The organism is Streptomyces iakyrus, from assembly GCF_000717055.1.
Lineage (GTDB): Bacteria > Actinomycetota > Actinomycetes > Streptomycetales > Streptomycetaceae > Streptomyces > Streptomyces iakyrus.
Genome location: NZ_JNXI01000014.1, coordinates 83,837 through 104,713 on the forward strand (window position 1 = coordinate 83,837; position 20,877 = coordinate 104,713).

The 20,877-nt window shown below is 68.9% G+C and carries 15 protein-coding genes and 1 pseudogene; 12 read left to right on the plus strand and 4 right to left on the minus strand.

Going from position 1 to position 20,877, the window contains the following annotated elements:
* The first annotated feature begins 15 nt into the window (after positions 1 to 15).
* The 4 genes from OO68_RS21685 to OO68_RS21700 all read left to right on the plus strand — a co-directional run bounded on the left by OO68_RS21685 (position 16) and on the right by OO68_RS21700 (position 3,253).
* Positions 16 to 804, plus strand: a complete 789-nt coding sequence (locus OO68_RS21685; protein ID WP_033310071.1) for a hypothetical protein — start codon at positions 16 to 18, stop codon at positions 802 to 804.
* Positions 805 to 934: 130 nt separating this feature from the next.
* Positions 935 to 2,257, plus strand: coding sequence for a heparan-alpha-glucosaminide N-acetyltransferase domain-containing protein (locus OO68_RS21690; protein WP_078625399.1), 1,323 nt, complete (start codon positions 935 to 937; stop codon positions 2,255 to 2,257).
* A 289-nt stretch (positions 2,258 to 2,546) separates the two neighbouring features.
* Positions 2,547 to 2,813, plus strand: a complete 267-nt coding sequence (locus tag OO68_RS21695) for a ribbon-helix-helix domain-containing protein (protein ID WP_033310072.1) — start codon at positions 2,547 to 2,549, stop codon at positions 2,811 to 2,813.
* Positions 2,810 to 3,253, plus strand: coding sequence for a PIN domain-containing protein (locus OO68_RS21700; RefSeq protein WP_033310073.1), 444 nt, complete (start codon positions 2,810 to 2,812; stop codon positions 3,251 to 3,253). The genes OO68_RS21695 and OO68_RS21700 overlap by 4 nt, the downstream gene beginning before the upstream one ends.
* Positions 3,254 to 3,572: 319 nt before the next feature.
* Here OO68_RS21700 and OO68_RS47755 read toward each other — a convergent pair whose 3' ends face one another.
* Positions 3,573 to 7,340, minus strand: a complete 3,768-nt coding sequence (locus tag OO68_RS47755) for an FG-GAP-like repeat-containing protein (protein WP_051814759.1) — start codon at positions 7,338 to 7,340, stop codon at positions 3,573 to 3,575.
* A gap of 991 nt (positions 7,341 to 8,331) precedes the next feature.
* Between OO68_RS47755 and OO68_RS21710 the strand changes: the two are divergent.
* Positions 8,332 to 8,774, plus strand: a pseudogene (locus OO68_RS21710) (PIN domain-containing protein).
* 647 nt (positions 8,775 to 9,421) lie between these two features.
* On the opposite strand, the gene OO68_RS21715 reads toward OO68_RS21710, so the two are convergent.
* Entirely contained in the window at positions 9,422 to 10,105 is a 684-nt protein-coding gene (locus OO68_RS21715) for a haloacid dehalogenase type II (RefSeq protein ID WP_033310075.1), read from the minus strand.
* Between the two features lie 57 nt (positions 10,106 to 10,162).
* Positions 10,163 to 11,620, minus strand: coding sequence for an NB-ARC domain-containing protein (locus OO68_RS21720; protein ID WP_051814760.1), 1,458 nt, complete (start codon positions 11,618 to 11,620; stop codon positions 10,163 to 10,165).
* Between the two features lie 294 nt (positions 11,621 to 11,914).
* On the opposite strand from OO68_RS21720, the gene OO68_RS44260 reads away from it, so the two are divergent.
* From OO68_RS44260 to mctP, 5 genes are all read left to right on the plus strand, one after another.
* Complete coding sequence (locus tag OO68_RS44260) at positions 11,915 to 12,289, plus strand: hypothetical protein (RefSeq protein ID WP_209442606.1); 375 nt, start codon at positions 11,915 to 11,917, stop codon at positions 12,287 to 12,289.
* A 65-nt stretch (positions 12,290 to 12,354) separates the two neighbouring features.
* Positions 12,355 to 14,403: an FAD/NAD(P)-binding protein gene (locus OO68_RS21730; RefSeq protein ID WP_033310077.1), complete on the plus strand. Its 2,049-nt coding sequence runs from the start codon at positions 12,355 to 12,357 to the stop codon at positions 14,401 to 14,403.
* Positions 14,403 to 16,055: a histidine phosphatase family protein gene (locus OO68_RS43165; RefSeq protein WP_051814761.1), complete on the plus strand. Its 1,653-nt coding sequence runs from the start codon at positions 14,403 to 14,405 to the stop codon at positions 16,053 to 16,055. The genes OO68_RS21730 and OO68_RS43165 overlap by 1 nt, the downstream gene beginning before the upstream one ends.
* Positions 16,055 to 17,440 (plus strand): cation:proton antiporter, encoded by a 1,386-nt coding sequence (locus tag OO68_RS21740; RefSeq protein ID WP_051814762.1) that lies wholly within the window; start codon positions 16,055 to 16,057, stop codon positions 17,438 to 17,440. The genes OO68_RS43165 and OO68_RS21740 overlap by 1 nt, the downstream gene beginning before the upstream one ends.
* An 87-nt stretch (positions 17,441 to 17,527) precedes the next feature.
* Positions 17,528 to 19,150, plus strand: coding sequence for a monocarboxylate uptake permease MctP (gene mctP, locus OO68_RS21745; RefSeq protein ID WP_033310078.1), 1,623 nt, complete (start codon positions 17,528 to 17,530; stop codon positions 19,148 to 19,150).
* Positions 19,151 to 19,167: 17 nt separating this feature from the next.
* Here the strand turns inward: mctP and OO68_RS21750 are convergent, their stop codons facing one another.
* A complete protein-coding gene (locus OO68_RS21750) occupies positions 19,168 to 19,767 on the minus strand; it encodes a TetR/AcrR family transcriptional regulator (protein WP_033310079.1) in 600 nt (199 codons plus the stop codon).
* Between the two features lie 166 nt (positions 19,768 to 19,933).
* Here OO68_RS21750 and OO68_RS46880 point away from each other — a divergent pair, with 166 nt between their 5' ends.
* Both OO68_RS46880 and OO68_RS21755 read left to right on the plus strand, forming a co-directional pair.
* Positions 19,934 to 20,080, plus strand: coding sequence for a hypothetical protein (locus OO68_RS46880; protein WP_167345911.1), 147 nt, complete (start codon positions 19,934 to 19,936; stop codon positions 20,078 to 20,080).
* Between the two features lie 144 nt (positions 20,081 to 20,224).
* Positions 20,225 to 20,875, plus strand: a complete 651-nt coding sequence (locus OO68_RS21755) for a peroxiredoxin-like family protein (protein ID WP_033310080.1) — start codon at positions 20,225 to 20,227, stop codon at positions 20,873 to 20,875.
* Positions 20,876 to 20,877 lie beyond the last annotated feature (2 nt).

Below are 20,877 nucleotides of genomic sequence, written 5' to 3' on the forward strand. Positions count from 1 at the left end.
CCGTGAAGGAGACACATGCGCAAGCGCGCTGCCCTTGCCGTACTCACCGCCGTCGCCGCAGCGGCAGGGCTCGCCGTTCCCGGTGCCTACGCCGACGACAACGTGGGGGACGTCCAGGTCGACGGCGTCGTCGTCAACGGCGGCAAGAACATAGTGATCGACACGGCCGACAAGACGATCACGGTCTCGGTGACCGCCACCGACCCGTCGGGCATCTGGGACGCCGACTTCAGCCTGTGGCGGGGCCCGGACGGCAGCGACCCCTACTACAGCGCCGAGGGCCGCATCGATCCCGACGAGAACACCACGCCGGCGGACTGCGTCGCCTCCAGCAGTACGACGTCGACCTGCTCGAAGACCTTCACCTTCGAGCCGGACTGGTGGCTCACGAACGCCGATGCCGGCACCTGGAAGGTCCAGGCCCAGGTGTCGGCCAACGACGGCAGCTCCACCGACCGGTGGGCCTCCACCACCACCCGCCTCCAGCGGCACTCCAAGCTGACCGTCAACGCGAGTCCCGAGCCGATCGCCAAGGGCAAGACCCTCACCATCACCGGCAAGCTCAGCCGCGCCAACTGGGACACGCTCGACTACCGGGGCTACACCAACCAGCCGGTCAAGCTCCAGTTCCGCAAGGCCGGCACCACGACCTACACCACGGTCAAGACCGTGTACACCAACAGCACCGGCAACCTGACGACCACGGCCCCCGCGTCCGAAGACGGCTACTGGCGCTGGAACTTCGCAGGCAACACGACGACCCCGGCCGCCGTGGCGACCGGCGACTTCGTGGACGTGCAGTAGCCCGAACGGCACACCTGGGGGCGGTTGACCGTACTGGTCGGCAACAGGTTCGCCCGTCCGGGTCGGCCGAGAGGTCGACCCGGACGTCGTGGCGGACGTCCCGGTAATTCTCGCGCCGTAACTTGCTCGCATGACCTCATCGATCCACGCGGAAACAAGAATTCAGCCCGCGGGTTCGCCGTCGATTGCATCGGATGCATCGAAGACCGGTCGTCTCGACGGGGTGGATCTGGCGCGGGCACTGGCTGTTCTGGGAATGTTCGTCTCGCACACCGGTCCGGCCCTGGTCCTGTCCGAACTCGGACGGAAAGCAGGCGCCCCTGCCCACTTCCTGGAAGCCGTCAGCGACGGGCACGCGTCGATCCTGTTCGCCACGCTGGCCGGGGTGTCACTGGCCCTGCTGACCGGGGGCAGCCGGCCGCACAACGGAGTGGCACGGCGAAGGGACCGAGCCCGGATCGCCGTGCGCGCGGCGATCCTTTTCGTCCTCGGCATGGCACTGGCTCAGATCAGCACCGAAGTCATCGTCATCCTTTCCTTCTACGCCCTCTATTTCCTGCTGGCGCTGCCGCTCCTCCGCGTGCCGCCCCGCATTCTCGCGGTGCTCGCCGCTGCCTGGGCGGTGGCCGGGCCGGTGGTGTCGTTCTTCCTGCGGCGCGAGGTGGAAGGGAGCGAGGGCACCGGCGGGGGCGCACTGATGTTCAGGGACCTCACCTCGTTGTCGGACGCCGGACCGGGGCTCCTCCGTCTCCTGCTGGACGGCACCTATCCGGTCATGACCTGGATGCCGTTCGTGCTCGCAGGGCTCGCCGTCGGACGTCTCGACCTCCGGTCGACCACGATCCGTCTTCGGCTGCTCGCCGCAGGTGTCGCTCTCACCGTCGTCGGCAGCGGCGGCTCCTGGCTTGCGCTGCACGCCTTCGGAGGCCTGGAGGCCCTTCAGCCGAAGCTGGACTTCATGCGTCCGGTGGCCGCCGGACTCGCCATGGAGCCGCTGGACCTGATGCAGAGGTCGAACCTCGGGACCGTCCCCACCGATACCCCGGCGAACCTGCTGCTCGACGGCCCGCACTGCGGAACCCCGTTCGAGATCGTCGGCTCGGGCGGCTGTGCCCTGGCGGTTCTCGCGCTCTGCCTGCTCGTCGGCGACCGCTTCCGCACGCTGCTCGCGCCGCTCACGGCGGTCGGGGCGCTGTCCCTGACCGCGTACGCGGCCCAGGTCGTGGCGTTGAGGTTCCTGCCCCCCGAGGAGGCCATGGCCGCGCACCCGTGGGTGCCGCTGCTCGGCTTCGTCCTCGGTGCCGTGGTGTTCTGCGGCCTGTGGCGCCGCTTCCTGGGCCGCGGGCCGCTGGAGCGCCTGATGCACTGGGCCTCCACGCGGGCGTCCGCCGCCCTCGCCGGATCCGGCGCCGCAACCCCGACCACGCCCGACCCGGCTCCGGACCGGTCGTGACGGCGGGCTCCCTGCGCCGGAGGCGAGATCGGTGGTCCTGACTTGGGCGCCGTCGTCCCGGGCTGTGCGCCGATCACGGGCAGTTCGATGCCCAGCACATCGCACAGCCGCGTCCGGAGCATCGTCGCCTCCTACGTCCGGCCTCCGGCGAGCGCCCAGACCAGGCTCAGTCGGGGAGCGTCCGGGACCGGGGGCGGAGCCTGTGAGGTCGGCTCGGGGAGTCCCCGTCCACGGGGACATGGGGACCTGCACGGATACATCAATCCGGTACATGGACTACCCTTGGTACATGTCCATGAAGCGCACCAACGTCTACGCCGACCCCGAGGACCTGGCGATCATCAAGGAGGCCGCCAAGCGCCGGGGGATAAGCGAGGCCGAGATCATCCGCCAGGGCATCCACCTCGCGGCCATGGCGAACAGGGTCTGGGACGAGCCGCTGTTCTCGCGCACGTTCGAAGGGTCGGGGCGCACGCTGTCCAAGGCGGAGGTCCGTGACACGGTCGCCGAGGCCGTCCGGCGTGAGACCGGCTCGGGTTCCGGATCCGCTGCGTGATCATTGTCATCGCCGATACGTCCGGACTTCTGGCGGCCCTGGACGAGACGCATCAGGACCACGCGGCGGCCAACGAGGCGATCATGGCGGCCGGTCTGTTGGTCATGTCCCCGCTTCTGCTGGCCGAACTGGATCACGTGGCGACGCGTGAGCTCGGCAGGGAGGCCGCCCTCAGCGCGGTCGACGACCTGCGGCGCTGGATGGGCCGGGGTCGTGTCGTCATGCCGGAGATCACGGAGAGCCACCTGGGCGCCGCCCAGTCCGTCCGTGTCCGCTACCGTGCGTTGGATCTCGACCTCGCCGACGCGGTGAACGTGGCGCTTGCCGCCGACTACGACACGGACGCGATTCTCACCCTCGACCGACGAGACTTCCGAGCTGTACGTCCGCTGGGCCGCTACAAGGCGTTCCGGGTACTTCCCGATGACCTCCCGCTCTGACACAGGACCCTCGGCGGTCAAGTGCCCACTGCGCAACGGGCTTGTGCACCGCACACGACGAAGCCCGCGCAGGACGGGTACCGTCATCGCCCGGGAACGGCGGGCTGAGGGCTGCCCTCCGGCTCATCTGCGTGGGAGTGCAGGTCAGTACCACGGCTCTCCGTCTCCCCAAGCGCCGTCGCTTCCCAAGCTGAGAAGGAACCGTCACTGCCGGCTCCATGTGTGTGGAGTAGCCGGCTGCGAACGTCTCCGCCACTGAGGACGAGGAAGGCCCCGACCACAACCGGTCGGGGCCTTCCTCGTCCTCTCACGACGCGGATCAGAAGAGTGCCTTGTAGCCCTGCCATCCGGTGGCGATCTTCACCCGGCCGGAGAACGAGCCGCTGCCGTTGCCGCTGTTGCGCCACAGGTTGCCGGAGGTGTCCCGGGAGACGAGGTCCGCCTTCCCGTCACGGGTGATGTCCCCGACGCCGACGACGACGTTGTACGCCGCACCCCAGTCGTCGAACACCTTCGTCCGGGATGCGAACTTCCCTGTGCCCGTGCCGTTGTAGCGCCACAGCTCGTTCGAGGCATCCTGCGCCACCAGATCCCCGTGGCCGTCGCCGTTCAGATCCCCGACCCCGACGATCTTCTTGTAGCTCCGCCAGCCGTCGTACAGCTTCACCCGCGTCGCCAGCTTCCCGTCGCTGGTGCCCTTGTGCAGGTACACCGCCCCGGTCGAGGAGTTACGGGTGATCAGATCCGTCCGCCCGTCACCGGTGATGTCCCCCGGCGAGGTCAGCACGCTGTACTGGTTCCAGCCCGTGCCCAGCGACACGTACGACGTCGACGGCGTGACCGCCTTCCCGCAGCCCGGCCGGTACGCCCGCAGGGAGCCGTCGGCCATCCGCACCAGCACGTCGTTGCACCGGTCGCCGTTCACGTCCCCGAACGGGACCGCCCTGACCGATGTCGACCAGCGCGAGCCGCTGGTCTTGCCCGAGAAGACACCCGCACCGGAACCATGCTGGAAGGTGAGCGAGCCGCTGGAGTTCAGCGTCAGCAGATCCCCGACGCCGTCCGGCACCGAACCGGTACCCGCGTGGTCCCTGGGCGCCGCCGTGATGACGCGTGCGGAGGACTCGGCAGTCGTGCTCTCCCAGCCGCTCTTGCGTGCGGTGACGGCCACGGTCACCTTCTTGCCGCGCAGCGAGGCGGGTACCAGGTACGTGGAGGCGGTGGCCCCCGAGATCACCTGGCCGTCGGCCTTCCACTGGTAGGTGTACGAGTCCGGGGCCGGCGTCCAGGAACCGGGCGCGGCAGTGAGCTTGGAGCCGACCCGGGCGGTGCCGGTGACGGCCGGGGCCGTGGTGTTCTTCAGCGGCGCCGGGCTGACCGTGAAGGAGCCACGCGGGTACTCCCAGCCGTTGTGGGTGATGACGCCGAGGTTCCAGTCGCCCGGGGTGAGTCCGGTCAGGTCCAGAACGGCCGTCAGGGACTTCCGGTCGGCGGCCACCGAAGTGGTGGTGGACTCGACCGTCTTGCCGGACTTGCCGATCCGTACCTTGTCGTCCTTGTGCAGGGCGGTGCCCGTCACGGTCACCGTGGTCTTGGTGCCGCTGACGCCGCTGGCCGGAGTGACCGTGCCGACGGTGATCTTCTCGGTGCCGCAGAGCGAGGACGTACAGACGAGTTCCGCCTTGTAGGCGGTCTGCGAGGCCTTCTCGGGCAGCCCGACGACCAGGATGCTCGGGGTGACCTTCGTCGTGTACGGCTCATTCACCGAGCACTTGTAGCCGGTCGGGATGTACAGCGTGCAGGTGTTGTCCAGACTGGCGTCGTACAGCGCGGGTACGGCCGTCTGGGTGCGGCCCGCGGTGTCGCCGACCACGAAGTCGAAGCGGTCGCTGTACGCGGTGGGCAGCGCCGCACAGACCGCGGTGTGCTGCTCGTCCAGGGTGCCGGTGACCGGCCCGTACCCGTAGCTGACGTTCGGAACCTTGGCGCACTCGGTGGCCGGTCCGGCGGGGGTCGCGATGCGCAGCGCGTCGAACCGGTAGGACTCGGCGGCCTTCAGGTTCGCCGGGACGGTGACGAGGACCTGGTAGCTGGTGGAGCCGGTGACCGCGCACGCCTTGTTGCGGTACGAGCAGACGGCGTCGCCCTTCGCGTCGTACACCAGGATGTTGGCGGTGCCCAGCGGGTCGCGGACATCGAGGTGCAGGGTGTCGCCGACGTCGGCGGTGGTCACCTGACGGCAGAGCAGCAGGCCGGGTGCGGCCGGAGTGCCGCCCGTGGACGGGCCGTCCACCGCGGTCGCCGGGTTTGCCGCGCAGCCCTTGGCGGTGGCGGTGACGTCACGCCGGGCGAGGGTGTACTCGGCGGCGGTGTCGCGGCCGGTGACCAGCACCGTGTGCGCGACGCCCGGGGCGAGGGCACAGGTGGTCCAGGTGGACAGGGAGGGCCAGACGTCACAGACCCGCTTGCCGTCGGCGTCCAGCACCGAGAACTCGGCGGTGGAGCCACCGGAGACGGCCCGCAGCTGGAGGTTCTCCATCGCGCTGTGGTCGTCCGCCGGGATGGACAGGCAGTGTGAGAAGACGCCGCCGCCGGTGCCGAACCGGGCCGCGGCGCCGTCGGCGGTGAAGTCGCCCGCCGGGATGGCCGGGCAGCCGTTCGCCGCGTCGGTGCGGTGCAGGGCGAGGCGGTACGAGCCGGTCGCCGTGTTGTCGTCGTCGGTGGACACCAGGGCGCGGAACGGGGCGGAGCCGGTCAGCGCGCAGGTGCCCGTGCCGAGGGACTCCCCGTTGCATCGCTGGACGCCGTCGGCGTCGACGACCACGACCTCCGGCTGGGGAGCAGGACCGCTCAGGGGCGTCAGCGCGGCCATCCGGGCGCCCTCGGGCAGTGGCAGTGTCAGGCAGTCGGTCTCGCCCGCCGTGGCGAAGGTGCCCTGGTGGGTGCCGAGTTCGACGGGCTCGCAGCCGGCGGTGCCGACGCGGTCGAGGATGAGGGTGGGGTGGTCGGTGAGGACGGTGTAGTCACCGGCCGGGATGCCGCAGCCGGCGCACACGGTCTTCCCCCCACGGTCGTACACGGGGAGGGAGGAACGGGCCCCGTCCGTCACCTCGTACACGCTGTACCGTCCCGCCGCCGTGGTGGTGAAGACCTTGCAGCCGGTGGCCGGATCCGCCGTGGTGGGCGCGGAGTTGTACGCGTTCACCGGGACACGCGCACAACCCGCGGGGTCGGACAACCGGCGGATCTTCAGGGTGTACGGGGCGGGGAAACCACGCTCGGCCTGGCTGACGTGCCCCAGCACCCGGTAGGGCCCGTCGCCGGGCAGCACACACCCGTCGCTGTCGTCCTCGTTGAAGTGCGGGCAGATATGGGCACCGGTCTCATCGGTGATCCAGTTGACGCTCTCGCCGTACGTGTCGGTGCCGAAGTCGACCGTGATCCGCTCGCCGGGCTTTCCCGTGAACGGATGGCACACGAGGCCGTACGGAGAGACTGCGGAGCCGGTGACCGGGGGCAGGTCCCACGAGGTGCCGGTCTCCTGCGCACAGCCCGCGGTGGCCGCCAGCGGGGTGACGGTCACGGGGATCTCGCGGCTCCCGGTCCCCCAGCTGGTGTTGGTCAGCTTCAGGGTGAAGGCGCCGGCGCGCGGCAGCGCGCACCAGCCGCTGCCCCACGTGACGTCGTAGCAGTCCAGCTGGGTCTCACCGTCGAAGACCTCGGCGGTCGTCGCGCTCCTCTGTGTCAACACGCGGTGCAGGCCGGGCTGTTCGGCGGTGAAGGTGAAGCAGGCGCTGCCGTCGGCGGCGACCGTCGCCTTGCCCACCGCGGAACCCGGGTCGCCGAAGGGAGCGAGCGGAAGGGTGGCGCAGTCGTCGGCGGCGGTGGCGGCCGGGGCGGACGACGCGGTACTGCCGGCCATGGTGGCGGATGTGGTGGCATCGGACGCGGCCGTGGTCATGGTGCCGTCGGACGCCTGTGCCGCGCCGACCGGGAGAAGGGCCGTCAGCAGGACCGACAGCGTGAGTGTGAACAGGAGCGCGGTGTACGCCGCGGGTCTCTCGCGGACACACAGGCGGTAGGGCATTGCGTTCCCCCCAGGACGGCGTCGAGCGACGCAGGTGATGCCGGGGCCCAGGTGACCGCGGGTCGAGGGCGGCGCACGGCGAAATCAGCGAATGATCGCACAGGTGTGCCTCTTGCGGCATCCGTTGTCGGGTGTCTCGGAGCGACCCGCCGAACGGGGAACACGACACCGCCGCGAAGAAGAATGCCGACGAACCTTGCGGCACGAATCTGGCACACGGCGAGCGATCGCTGAGCTGGACGCGGCGCTCCGCCGAGACGGGGCCGCGTCCGCTTGCCAAGCGACGGTGCTCGGGCGGCCGGATGGCCACTGAGCTGCAGGGATTCGTCTTGCTGACCGGCATGCGTCCGACCTGACCGAGCACAACGTCCACGCTCCTTTCACTTCTGGCCGTGGGTGAGGGGCTGGCCCGATCCGAGGACTGCGCCCGGCTGCCCGCTCTGCGCACGCACCTCCGCTCGGCCCGAGCGACCGGCATGTGAACCGGCACCGAAGACCAGAGTGTCGTCGAAGCGTTGCTGGGTGGTGCAGCCGGAGAGGGCGGCGATCATCACCTTCGACCGACGGGGGACGGGACTTCCGGGCCGTACGCCGACAAGCCGCGTCGACCGCCCGCACTTGGGCCACGCCACCGCACTGGACTGGAAAATGAACAAACCCCAGGCCACTGACCTGGGGCTTCATCGTGGAGTGGGCTTATGGGCACGCTATGGGCACGGTGTCGTGGATCGGCTGGATAGGGGTGAGCACGATGTCGATGCCTCGGGTTCGGCCTGCTCTGCTGTCTGCTCCAGCAGGCGCGTCGTGAGAGCACGCACCGGATGCGTGAGGGGTTCACGCTAAGTGGCTCCGGAAGTCGATTCGAGAGGCGGACGGTCGAGTGCGTGCCGCTGAGTTCCTGGTCCCTTGCCTGCGTGAAGACCGGCGGCTGTCCCGCAATGGTGGTCATGATCATCGGAGCCGGTGGGCCCGACAGGGCGACGTCGACAGCGTGATCGTCGTCATCGCGGATACGTCCGGTCTCCTGGCTCTCTCGACTCGACGCATCCGGAGCACGGGGCGGCGAATGAGGCGATCAGGGCGGCCGGTCTCCTGGTCATGTCCCCGCTCCTGCTGGCGGAACTCGATCACGTGGCCACGCGCGAGCTGGGACGCGAGGCCGCCGTCGGCGCGGTCGACAACCTGCGGCGCTGGATGAGCCGGGGCCGGGTCGTCATGCCCGAGATCACGGAGGACCACTTGGGCGCCGCCCAGCCGGTCCGAGTCCGCTACGGCGCGCTGGACCTGGATCTCGCCGACGTGGTGAACGTGGCGCTCGCGGCCGACTACGACACCGACGCTATTCTCACCCTCGACCGACGGGACTTCCGTGCCGTGCCGCCCTTGGGCCGCCACAAGGCGTTCCGGGTAGTGCCCGACGACCTCCCGCTTTGACATGAGGTCCTTTGTGGTCAAGTGCCCGGAGCTGCAGGCGACTTGATCGGACTCGCGGGTGCAAGTGAGCAGGTCGCTCCTGGCCCGGGACTGACCCGATGGGGCCCGGGGTTCGCGGAGGTCGACGGTTGCCTCACGCCCGACACCGTCCCGGAGTGGCTCTGCGACGCGGTCGGGAAACCCGACCTCAGTCCCAAAATGGGTCTAGACAACAAACAAACCCCAGGTCAATGACCTGGGGTTTCATCATGGAGCGGGTGACGAGAATCGAACTCGCGCTCTCAGCTTGGGAAGCGACGGCGCTTGGGCGGGCTCTAGGTCTCTGACCTGGGCAGATGTCCTCTCCTCGGCGTGTCGTGAGGGTCGGTTCGCACCGCTGTTGACCGTGGTTGTCCGCTCTTATGGGCACGCTATGGGCACGGCGTCGTGGATCGGCCGGATACTGCGCGAGCACGATGGTCGATACGTCGGGTCCGGCCTGCTCTGCTGACTGCTCCAGCAGTTTCGTCGCGAGTGCACACACCGGACGGGTGAGGGGTTCTCGCTGAGGCAGGCGTGGCCCGGCTCCGCCAGTAGGGTCAGGACAGCGGCCGCTTGCACCGGGTAGTCCTCGGCCCCGTCCAGCATCGGGCCGGATGACGGCAACGTCATTCGGCAACCAGCACGTCTGCAAGTTCCCGCAGGTTCTGCGCGCTGTACCTGGGCGGGGTCATCGCCCGCGGGTACACCGACGCTCCGCGTTGCAGCCACGCACCGTCCAGTCCGGCTCGCCGTGCTCCGTCGATGTCCCAAGGATGCACGGCGACCATCATCGCCTGGTCGGGCCGGACGCCCACCCGCTCGACGGCGTAGTGGTAGGCGGCCGGCGCTGGTTTCCAGCAGCGCGGGCCACGTACGTCCGACAGGACCTCGAAGCGGTCCAGCACTCCGGCCTTGTCCAACAGTCGCTCGGTCATTGCGACGCTGCCGTTGGTCATCGCCGTCAGGCGATACCCTGCCTCACCCAACCTCCGTACGCCGTCCGGCACATCGGGGTGTACGTCCAGGTGGGCGAAGCCGTCGAGAATGTGCTGGGCTGCCGCTTCACCGTCTCCCGTCCAGCCCTCCAGCCCGGACAGCAGTGCCCGAACTCCATCGTGGGCGATGGACGCGAAGTCCGCATACGCGCCGACGGCTGTCAGCGCGAAGCCGTCCCGCAGCACCCCGGCGAACCAGGTGGGCAGCAGCTCCCTGGGGGCGCCTATGTCCTCGAAGCGGGCGCTCAGCGGTGTGAGGTCGCTGAGTGTCTCGTTGACGTCGAAGACGAGGACCTGGGGCCGGTCGGCGGGCATGCTCTCCTCCTCTTGGCGTCCGAACGTCCGAACGTCCGATGTCGGATGGAAGGCCCATCAGGCTGCGAGTACCCGCCCTGCGCGCAAGCGCTGCGGCAGCCTGGTCTCTCCGCCGGCTTCGGAGTGCTGCCGAGGCATGGGCAGCCGGAATCCGCGGATGGTCCGAGTCTCCAGTCGTACGGCGGCATTGCGACTGCGGCCGTGTTCCAGCAGGCGACCCAGGGCCTCGCGGATACGGCTCGCCGGTTCGTCGATGCAGATACGTTCCTCCGCGTAGGCGTGGACGAGGGGGTGGAGTCGGAAGCGGCCGAGGGCGGTGCGCTCGATAAGGTGTGCTGCCGTCAGGGCGGCGAGGTGATGCTCGGCCGCGGCGGGCGGTTCGCCCAGGAGTGCGGCGGCCGTGGCGGCGTCGGTCTCCTGCAGCGGCTGGAGGGCCAGCAGGCGCAGTAGCCGTCGCGAGCCCGTCGGCAGGCTCGCGTCGGAAGCGAACAGTGCACTCCGTACGCCGTCCTCCAGGGCCAAGGTGATCAGGGGCTCGCGGTAATAGTCGCTGAGCGCCCAGGTGGGGTGGTTCCGCATATGGCGGCCGATAACCGACAGCGCCAGCGGGAGGTGGCCCAGCATGTCCGCGATCTGCTGGACGGCCGTGATGTCCGGGGCGATGCGGTCGGCTCCCGCCGTTGCCCGCAGCAGTTCGACGCAGTCGTCCGACGCCAGGAGCGGCACCGGCAGACGGGTGGCTCCGCCGAGGCCGGTGAGTGCGCGCCGACTGGTGATCACAGTGCGGCATCCTGGAGCCCCGGGCACCAGGGGACGCAGCTGTTCCGCATCTGCCGCATCGTCCAGGACGACCAGCGCGCCGGTTCCCGCCAGCCGTTGGCGGTAGAGAGCCGCGCGTGCGTCGAGGTCGTACGGGATGCGGTCGCCGGTGGCGCCGAGCAGGCGAAGGAAGGTTTCGAGTACGGCTGCCGGGTCGGCGGGCGGGTCCTGCGGGGCGGAGCCGCGCAGGTTTGCGAACAGGACGGGCGCGCCGGTGCGTTCCTTGGCGAGCAGCTGGTGTGCGATGTGCACGGCCACTGACGTCTTGCCCACCCCGGGCATGCCCTCCAGCGCCAGCGTCGTGACGTCCTGGTCGCAGGCGAGTAAGACTTCCGCCCGGGCCAACAGGTCGGTCCTGCCGACGAACACGGAGAGCCCTGCGGGCAGCCGGTCGTAGGCGCTGACCCGTGTGGCGGCCTCGGCCTCGCCGAGCACGGCTCGAAGCGACTGCCGCCACACGGAGAGGATGGCTTCGTCGGCGCCGACGAGAGCCTGCACCACAGCCAGTAGCAGGTCGGAGTTGGGGCGGCGGCGGCCCATCTGGAAGCAGTTGCCGACGGTCGAGCGGGCCGGCCATTCGCCGCGCGGGCGTCCAGCCCGCTGCCAGTCCCGGTGGATGCGCCGCGTGATCTCGGTGATCGACGGGTTGCCCGCCCACGCTTTCAGCAGTCTCAGTTCCGCGATGAATTCGTCCATTGTTCGGGCTTTTCCCGGATCCAGTACCTGCGGCACGAACATCCTCCCCCATGGGACACCTGGGCCACGATTAACTTGGAACGGACGTTTCAAGTTAGCTGTCATGGGGCTGTACCTGTCAACTGGTTTCCATCTGTTGAGCTCCGGCCACGGAGCGCATCCAGGATCATCCACGATCCGTCCGGAAGCCCGTATTCCGTCCTGATGCTGAGGCCCGTTCCCGCTCACCGGCGCCCCCGGGAATCCCGCCCAGTCCCGCGTGCCCCGTTCCAGGACAGGAGTCCGTGCATCGCCATGCCCGAAATCGGTGTGTCCCTACGTCCCGCCGGCGGCAGCGTCGTCGTGGGTCAGGCCAGAGACCACACGGTCACCATCGACCGGCCCAAGGAGAAGGAGGGTACCGACGCCGGCCCCATGGGCGGTGAGCTGCTGCTTCTGGCTCTCGGCGGTTGCTTTGTGAGCACCTTCCTCGCGGCGCTGAAGGCCGAGGCCCCGGAGGCCGATGCCTCCGAGATCAGCTTCCAGGTCGACGGAACCCTCGTGAGCGCGCCGACCCCGCTTCTCCGAGATCACCGTGCAGGTGTCGGCGCCGGCCGCCATCCAGGACCTGATCTCCAAGCCACTGCTCAAGGCCGAGCGGGGCTGCATCGTCCACAACTCGATCCGTGACGCCGTGACAGTCCGCTTCACCCACGAGTGGCGCTGACTCTTCCCCCACTGAAGGAGACAAGACCGTGGAAACGCAGCACAGCACGATCCAGGACAGCCACAGCCAGGACCGCGGCATGGCGGACATGGCGATGCACGCGAGCAGCATGCAGCACGACCCCATGGGCAGTGCGGCTCCCGGCATCCGGCGCGTCACGATCGTCGGCGCCGGGTTCTCCGGCACGCTCACCGCCATCCGGCTGCTCCACTTCGCCGATTCACCCCTGGAGATATGCCTGATTGAGCGGGAGGAGGGCTACCGCTACGGCGGTATCGCCTTCGGCTGGGCGTCCACCAACTGGGAGCACATGCTCAACATCCAGGCCGGCCGTATCACCCTGCGCCGCGAGCGCCCGGAGGACTTCCTGGAGTGGGCCAACGAGGAGGCAGACCGCTCCGAGTGGCCGCAGAAGTGGCAGTACCACAACTTCGGCGTGGCCTGCGTCGTACCGCGGCGGATCTTCCGGCAGTACCTGGCCGAGCGGCTGCGCGGCGCGGCCGCCGACGCCCACGCCGAGGTGACACTGCGGGAGCTGACCGGTGAGGTCATCGACGTACGCGGCCAGGGCGGCGGCTACGTCCTCAAGTACGCCGACGCCTCAGAGCAGGGCGGCGTGCACGACCTGCCGTCGGACCAGGTGATCCTCGCGACCGGTCACCTCTCGCCGGTCCAGGCGCCCTTCTACCACCGCATCAAGGACTCCGGGCGTTTCATCGCCGACCCTTACGCCCCCGGAGCTCAGGAGCGCTTCAAGGAGGTCGGCCCCGAGGAGACCGTCCTCGTCACGGGCTCCGCGCTGTCGTCCTTCGACACGGTGATCTCCCTCGTGCACGCCGGCCACCGGGGACAGATCGTGATCTGCTCGCGCGGCGGGCACATGCACGGCACCTACCCGGTCGACCACGAGCACGACATCTGGCAGGCCCGCCGACCGCCGTTCCTCGACGCCGAGGAGCTCACCCCCGAGTCGGTGGTCGAGGGGGTCAAGGCGGAGTACGCGCACTTGCGCGACGAGCAGGGCGTGGAGCCGGGCAGCGCGCTCGACGCCGTCTTCCCCGAGCGCGTCATGAAGGCGTGGGAGCCGTACGTCATCGAGCTGATCTCCCGCATGGACGCCCGCGACGTGCGGATGCTGCTCGACCGGTACAAGAGCCTGATCGTCACCAACCGCACCAGCACCGTGCGGGAGATCGGGGGCGTCGTGCGGAGCCGGATGCGTGGATTCAACGGCGCACCGAGGACCGTCGAGGTCCTGTCCGCCGGCATCCAGGACATGCGCCTTGTCGAGGGCGGCACGAAGATCCGCGTGGTCTTCGCCGACCAACCGGACATCGTCGTCGACCGAGTCGTCAACTGCCTGGGCAACAAGACCGACTACGAGCACACCGGCCACCCTCTGTGGAACGGCCTGGTCAACGGACACGGTTTCGCGCAGCCGCAGACCAAGACCCACCGGGGCATCGAGGTCGGCGCGCACGGACAACTCATCGCCGCAGACGGCGACGTGGCACCGGGCCTGTTCGGCGTCGGCCCCATGCGCCAGGGCGACGAGACCACCCGCCGCGGCCGGCTCGGCGCGTTCGTGTTCAGCATCGGCACCCTGCGCAACCAGTGCTTCGACACGGCGATGGAGGTGCTGCGCCGCCTGAAGTCCGCGAGCGACGAGGAGCAGATGGACATCCCCGACGGCGTCCACCACTGCCTGATCCGCAGCAGCGACTGGATCGCCGCCGACCTCACCGTCGAGGAGCCGCAGGCCACCCGTCTGCGGGAGCGCCTGCAGAGCTACGCCCGCGAGAGCGCCTACCCCAACGCCGTCAACTACCTGCAGGCCCAGGACCGCACCGAGCGCCGCAAGTACCGCGGCATCCTCGACGACGACCTGGCGGACTTCGGCGCCGCCCTGGCCCGCGAGTTCGACCTCACCGCGCAGCAGGCCCGGCGGACCGTGTCCCTGCTGGCCACCCTGGTGGAAAAGCACGCCGTCCACAACCTGTGCGACATCACCAAGCTGGCGGGCTGGGACTCCCAGTACGGCAACCAGGTCAAGCACGCCCCGAAGAAGGCCATGTGATGGCAGGCCACGACGAGCAGGAGCTGCTCAGCCGCCTGTTCATGGTCCGGCACGGCGAATCGACCTGCAATTCCGTCCACCGCATCGCCGGTCAGCGCGACGCACCCCTGACCTTCCTCGGCCGGATCCAGGCCGAGAAGGTCGCCATGGGCCACCGCGGCCGGCACTTCGACCGCGTCTACGTCTCCCCGCTGACCCGCGCCTACGAGACCGCCGACACCATCTTCGGCATCGACGCCCCCGACGCGGACGCCCCCGAGGTCGTGGTCGACGAGCGCCTGATGGAACGCGACTTCGGCAGCTACACGCTGGAGAGCAAGTCCATCCTCCAGCGCCGCCACGGCATCGCCGAGTACGAGCGGGCCATGAACGCCGACAGCCCGACCATGCACGGCGGCGAGACCTTCCAGCAGTTCAACGACCGCGTGCACGCCTTCTACGAGGAGGAGCTGCTGCCGGCGCTGCGCCGCGGCGAAGTGGTCTGCGTGGTCTCCCACAAGTACGTCGTCGAGCTGATCTGCCGGTTCATCCTGGCCCGCCCGGCCGACGAGTCGTACGACCTGCGCCTGCCCAACTCCCAGATGCTGCAGGGCGACCGGATCCACAGCTATGTGAAGAACGAGAACAAGACCATGAACATGGTCTACGACTGGATCGTCGTCAACCATCCCGTTGTCTTCTGCGGGGGACTGGCGGCGGGTCTCCTCGCGAACGTCGCGGGGCTGCGGCTCTCGACCTCGCCGTACGTGCTGCTCCTGCTCCTGGTGCTGGCCAGCGTCATCACCATGTGCCGCATCGAGCTGGAGAACGCGCGAGCGTTCGTGACCGACCGCGGCACCCTTCGGTCCGTTGCCCTGCGCTACCTCGCCCTGCCGATCGCTTTCGCGGTCCTGGTGCACTGGTGGGACGTGGGTAGTTCGAGTACGGCGGCGATCGCCGCGGTGTTCCTCGCGACCCCAAGCTCCGTGGTTGCGATGACCGTCAGCCGCTGCCTCGGCGGCATGATCATGCCGACGTTCGCGCAGGTCCTGCTCTCCTCACTGGCCGCGACCGTGTCGTTCTCGGCCGTCCTCGCCCTGACCCTGCACGAGGACGTCGCCCCGGCCGTCGCCATCAGCGTCGCCACCTCGACCGGCGTCGTCACGGCGGCCTACGTCCTGGTCAAACGCCTCCGGGAGCGCTCTCCCATCCGTACGGCCAAGTACGGCGAGCGCAAGGGATACGTGGCCGTGCTGCTGCTGACCGCGTTCATCGTGCTGGTCTGCCTCAAACTCGACCTGGACGGCTTCACCACCTACGCGCCGACCGCGGCAGGCATCGCCGTCGGCCTGCGACTGGTCGCCGCCCTGCTCAAGCGCCGCCGTCACGTCCAGACGCTCGACGACTACACCGCCATGACCTACCCGAACGTCTTCGTGGTGGTCATCATCGCCGCCCTCACCGGCAACGGGCCGCTGGAGCAGGTGGCGATCTGGACTCTGCTGCCGATGTTCGTCCTGTCGTTCTTCGACAGCTTCTACGCCCGCTTCCTCGTCGTCGCCCCCGACGACGCGCGCTGGCCGGCCGTCCTCGGACTGCCCACGCACCGTCCCGTGCGCGGCCGTCCGGCCACCGAGGACCCGCGCGAGCCCTCCGTCCCCGCCCATTCCTGATGACCACGGGAGTCGTCGTGCACCCCACGCACCCTGCGCATCCCACGGCCTATCTGGCCGCCACCACCGACAAGAACCTCGAACTCGTCCTCCATGTCCTGCCCGCGATCGTGGTCATCCTTGCCGCCTCGGCCCTCTGCGGACGCCTCGCCCTGCTGGTCAAGCAGCCGCGGGTGCTGGGAGAGATGGTCGCCGGCGTCCTTCTGGGCCCCACCCTGTTCGGCGCGCTGTTCCCCGAGGTGCAGAAGGCGATCTTCACCCCTGACGTGAAGCCGATCCTCTACGTCCTGAGCACCATCGGCCTGACGGTCTTCATGTTCCTGGTCGGCGCCGGCCTCGACCACGGCGGCGGCAACGGCAAGAAGGACACCAAGAACGCCGCCGTCCTCGCCGTGTCCGGCATCCTCCCGTCCCTCCTGCTCGGCGCCGCAGCCGCGTATCTCCTCTACGACCGGCTCTCCCGTCCCGACGTCACCCCGTTCGAGTTCGCGCTCTTCATCGGCGGCGCCCTGTCGATCACGGCGTTCCCGATGCTCGCCCGCATCCTCTACGAGCGGCGGCTGCAGAACTCGCCGCTTGGCCGGATGACCCTGCTGGGCGCCTCGATCGACGACGCTGCCGCATGGTGCTTCCTGGCGGTGCTCTCGGCCATGCACACCGGCGCCGGCGCCATGCACGTCGTGCGCACCATCGGTTTCACGGCCCTGTTCGCCCTCGGCATGCTCACCGTGGTCGCCCGAATGCTCCGGCCCATGGGCTCGCGGATCGAGCGCACCGGCCACTTCGGCTTCGACCAGATGTACATCGTCATCGCCATCGTCCTGCTGTCCGGACTCTTCACCGATTACATCGGCATCTACTCCGTCTTCGGCGGCTTCATCGCCGGACTCGCGATGCCACGGAACCCCGCCTTCCGTGAGGCTCTGCACAGCCGCATGATGGACATCGTCTGCGTCCTGCTCCTGCCGATCTTCTTCGCCTTCTCCGGCCTCAACACCGAACTCGGCGGAATCGCCGGATGGGCCATGATCGGCCCGTTCCTGCTGATCCTGGCGGCGGGCTTCGTCGGCAAATACGCGGGCTGCGCCCTCGCCATGCGCGGCGTCGGCTTCTCCTGGCGCGAATCCTGGGCGGTCGGCGGCCTGATGAACGCCCGCGGCCTGATGATCCTCATCTTCATCAACATCGGCCTCGCCCAGGGAATGATCACCAAGGACGTCTTCTCCATGCTGGTCCTGGTCGCGGTCATCACCACCGCCGGCGCCATGCCGCTGTACCGCTGGGCGCTGCCCGAGCGGCTTGAACAGCGCATGTCCCCGCCCACACCACAGTCCAAGGCGGCTTCCGGATCGACCCCGGCCGAGGCAGAGCCCGTTCACGCCTGACCCACCGGCCGGCCGGACGCGTAAGCGCCCGGCCGGCCCTCACGTCGTCACCCGCTTGAAATCCTTCGTCCCCGCACGGGAGCAGCCATGCCCAACGGCGTGAACGGCGTCGCACTCGCCGTCTTCATCTTCTTCTTCCTGGCCGTCACGGTCATGGGCTTCCTCGCCTCGCGCTGGCGCAAGGCCGACAACGAGCACAGCCTCGACGAATGGGGCTTGGGCGGCCGGTCGTTCGGGACCTGGATCACCTGGTTCCTGCTCGGCGGTGACGTCTACACGGCCTATACGTTCGTGGCGGTCCCGGCGGCGATCTACGCGGCGGGCGCGGCGGGCTTCTTCGCGGTGCCGTACACGATCCTCGTCTATCCTCTGATCTTCACGTTCCTGCCCCGCCTGTGGTCGGTGTGCCACCGCCACGGGTACGTCACCACAGCGGACTTCGTCCGCGGCCGGTTCGGCTCGAAGGGCCTGTCGCTTGCCGTGGCCTTCACAGGCATCTTGGCGACGATGCCGTACATCGCGCTCCAACTCGTAGGCATCCAGGCAGTGCTGGACGTGATGGGCGTCGGCGGAGGCGAGAACACCAACTGGATCATTAAAGACCTCCCCCTCCTGCTCGCCTTCGGCGTGCTGGCCGCGTACACCTACTCCTCGGGCCTGCGTGCCCCCGCCATGATCGCCTTCGTGAAGGACACGCTGATCTACGTCGTCATCGTCGTCGCGATCATCTGCATCCCGATCAAGCTGGGTGGGTTCGACGAGATCTTCGCCGCGGCGGACAAGAAGTACACAGAGGCCGGGGCGGGCGGACTGCTCCCGGCTTCGACGGGCCAATGGACGTACGCCACACTGGCGTTGGGATCCGCCATGGCCATGTTCATGTATCCGCACTCGATCACCGCGACCTTGTCGTCCCGCAGCCGCGAGGTGATCCGGCGGAGTACGACGGTGATGCCCCTCTACACCCTCATGCTGGGCCTGCTCGCCCTCCTGGGCTTCATGGCGATCGCGGCCGGCATCAAGGTCACCAACGGGCAGCTGGCAATCCCGCAGCTGTTCGAGGACATGTTCCCGGACTGGTTCGCGGGCGTGGCCTTCGCGGCGATCGGCATCGGTGCCCTTGTACCCGCGGCCATCATGTCCATCGCGGCGGCGAACCTCTTCACCCGCAACATCTACAAGGACTTCATCAAGCCGGACGCCACGCCCGCGCAGGAGACCAAGGTCTCCAAGCTGGTCTCCCTGCTGGTGAAGGTCGGTGCACTGGTCTTCGTCCTGACGATGGACAAGACGGTGGCGATCAACTTCCAGCTCCTGGGCGGCATCTGGATCCTGCAGACCTTCCCGGCCCTGGTCGGCGGCCTGTTCACCCGCTGGTTCCACCGCTGGGCCCTGCTGGCCGGCTGGGCGGTCGGCATGCTCTATGGCACGTTCGCCGCGTACGGCGTCGCCTCCCCGACGCAGAAGCACTTCGGCGGTTCGGCGAAGGAGATTCCCGGCATCGGTGAGATCGGCTACATCGGCCTGACGGCGTTCGTCCTGAACATGGCGGTGACCGTGATCCTGACCTTCGTCCTGAAGGCCGCGAAGGCCCCCGAAGGCATCGACGTCACGTCCCCCGGCGACTACAGGGCGGATGCGGCAGAAGGGGAAGAAAAGGCGGCCCCCACGCTCCGCCCCGGCACTTCACCCGCAATCAACCCCAGTTGAGCCGGATCCACGCACCTCTATGCCGCCGCCCGGACGCCGATCGAGTCCAGGGCGGCGGTCACCGTCTTGCCCAGCGTCGCGGCATCCGCACCGGCACGGGAGCGCAGGTTGACGCCATAGGCGAGCAGCGCCAGCAGATCCGCGGAAGCTCCGGGATCGGCGCCGGCGGCGAGCTGCCCCTCGCGGTCGGCGGTGACGAGGGCGGCGTACATTGCCTCGCGCAGCCCTCGGTGGTGCTGGTCCAGGACAGCGCGTATCTCAGGATCGCTGTTCTCAGCCCCGGCGTGCGCGTTGGAGACCATGCAGCCCCAGCGGGCGTACTCACCCGAGCAACGCGCCTCGATCAGGCCGCCGAAGAACTCGGAGATCGCGGGCAGGCCCCGCTCGTCCTCGGCCAGGCGCCGAAACATCGGCTGGGACCGCTGCTCCAGGTAACGGCGCAGCGCGGCGAGGTAGAGCTCCTGCTTGCCGCCGAACGTGGCGTACAGGCTGGAACGGTTGAGCCCGGTCGCCGTCACCACGTCCTGGATCCCGGTCGAGGCCACGCCCTGCCGCCAGAACAGTCGCACCACGGTCTCCAAGGTGGCATCCGGATCGAAGTGCTTGATGTCCGGCATGTTTCACCCCGCCATCTTGAAATAGGGATTCCAAGATACTCCCCGTTCAGCACGCCGCAAAGGTGCTGACAGATACAGAGCGGGGCAGGTCGCCCACCAGCGTGAAGGCGTCCAGCTTCGTCCACGATCCGCCCGGTGGGCGCCCGCGCGCCGCGACCATGCCCCCATGAATCGCATACCAGCCCTCTGGGCGGCCGCGTACGGGTCGCAATCACCCCGCCTCCGTCGCCTCGTCGCCCGCCGTGTAGTCCACCTCGGCGCCTTCATCCGGGCTCTCGCCCTGACCGACCATCGCCCCTTCACCAGCCTCTGACACATCGACACCTCCGCACGGCTGGCGCGGGACTACGCATACCCTTATCTTGGAACGGACGTTTCAAGATTCGCTCGCGGGTACCGCTCGGACGCTTCGTCGCGGCCGGTCCCGCCCCAGTCGCCAACCGGAGGAACGAGGACCATGACTACTCTCAGCACCGAACTTCGCACCTTCTACGCAGCACGTCAGCAGCAGATCCCCGCCGAGATCCGGGAAATCATGCAGCGGGCCGGCCAGGAACTCGCCGACTCCGGCCAGGCCGACCGCGCCCTGACCGTGGGCGACAAGGCCCCGCACTTCAGCCTCCCGTCCGCGAACGGACAGACCCTCTTCCTGGACGCCCTGCTCGCCGAGGGCCCGGTGGTCCTGACCTTCTACCGCGGCGCCTGGTGCCCGTACTGCAACATCGCCCTGCGCTCCCTCCAGCAGCACCACGAGGCAATCACCGCACGCGGCGCCCGCCTGGTGGCCGTCTCCCCGCAGATCCCCGACGAGTCCCTCACTCTGACCGAGAAGCACGACCTTGCCTTCGACGTCCTCAGCGACATCGGCTCCGACACCGCCAAGCAGTACGGCCTCGCGTTCGACCTCCCCGACGACCTGGCCGCCGTCTACGACAAGCTCGGCTTCGACCTCCAGCGCGTCAACGACGGCCACCCGCGCACGCTCCCGCTCCCCGCCACCTACGTCATCGACCGCGACGGCGTGATCCGCTGGGCCTTCGTCAACACCGACTACGCCACCCGCGCCGAACCGGCCGACATCCTCGCCGCGCTCGACGCACTGGCCTGAAG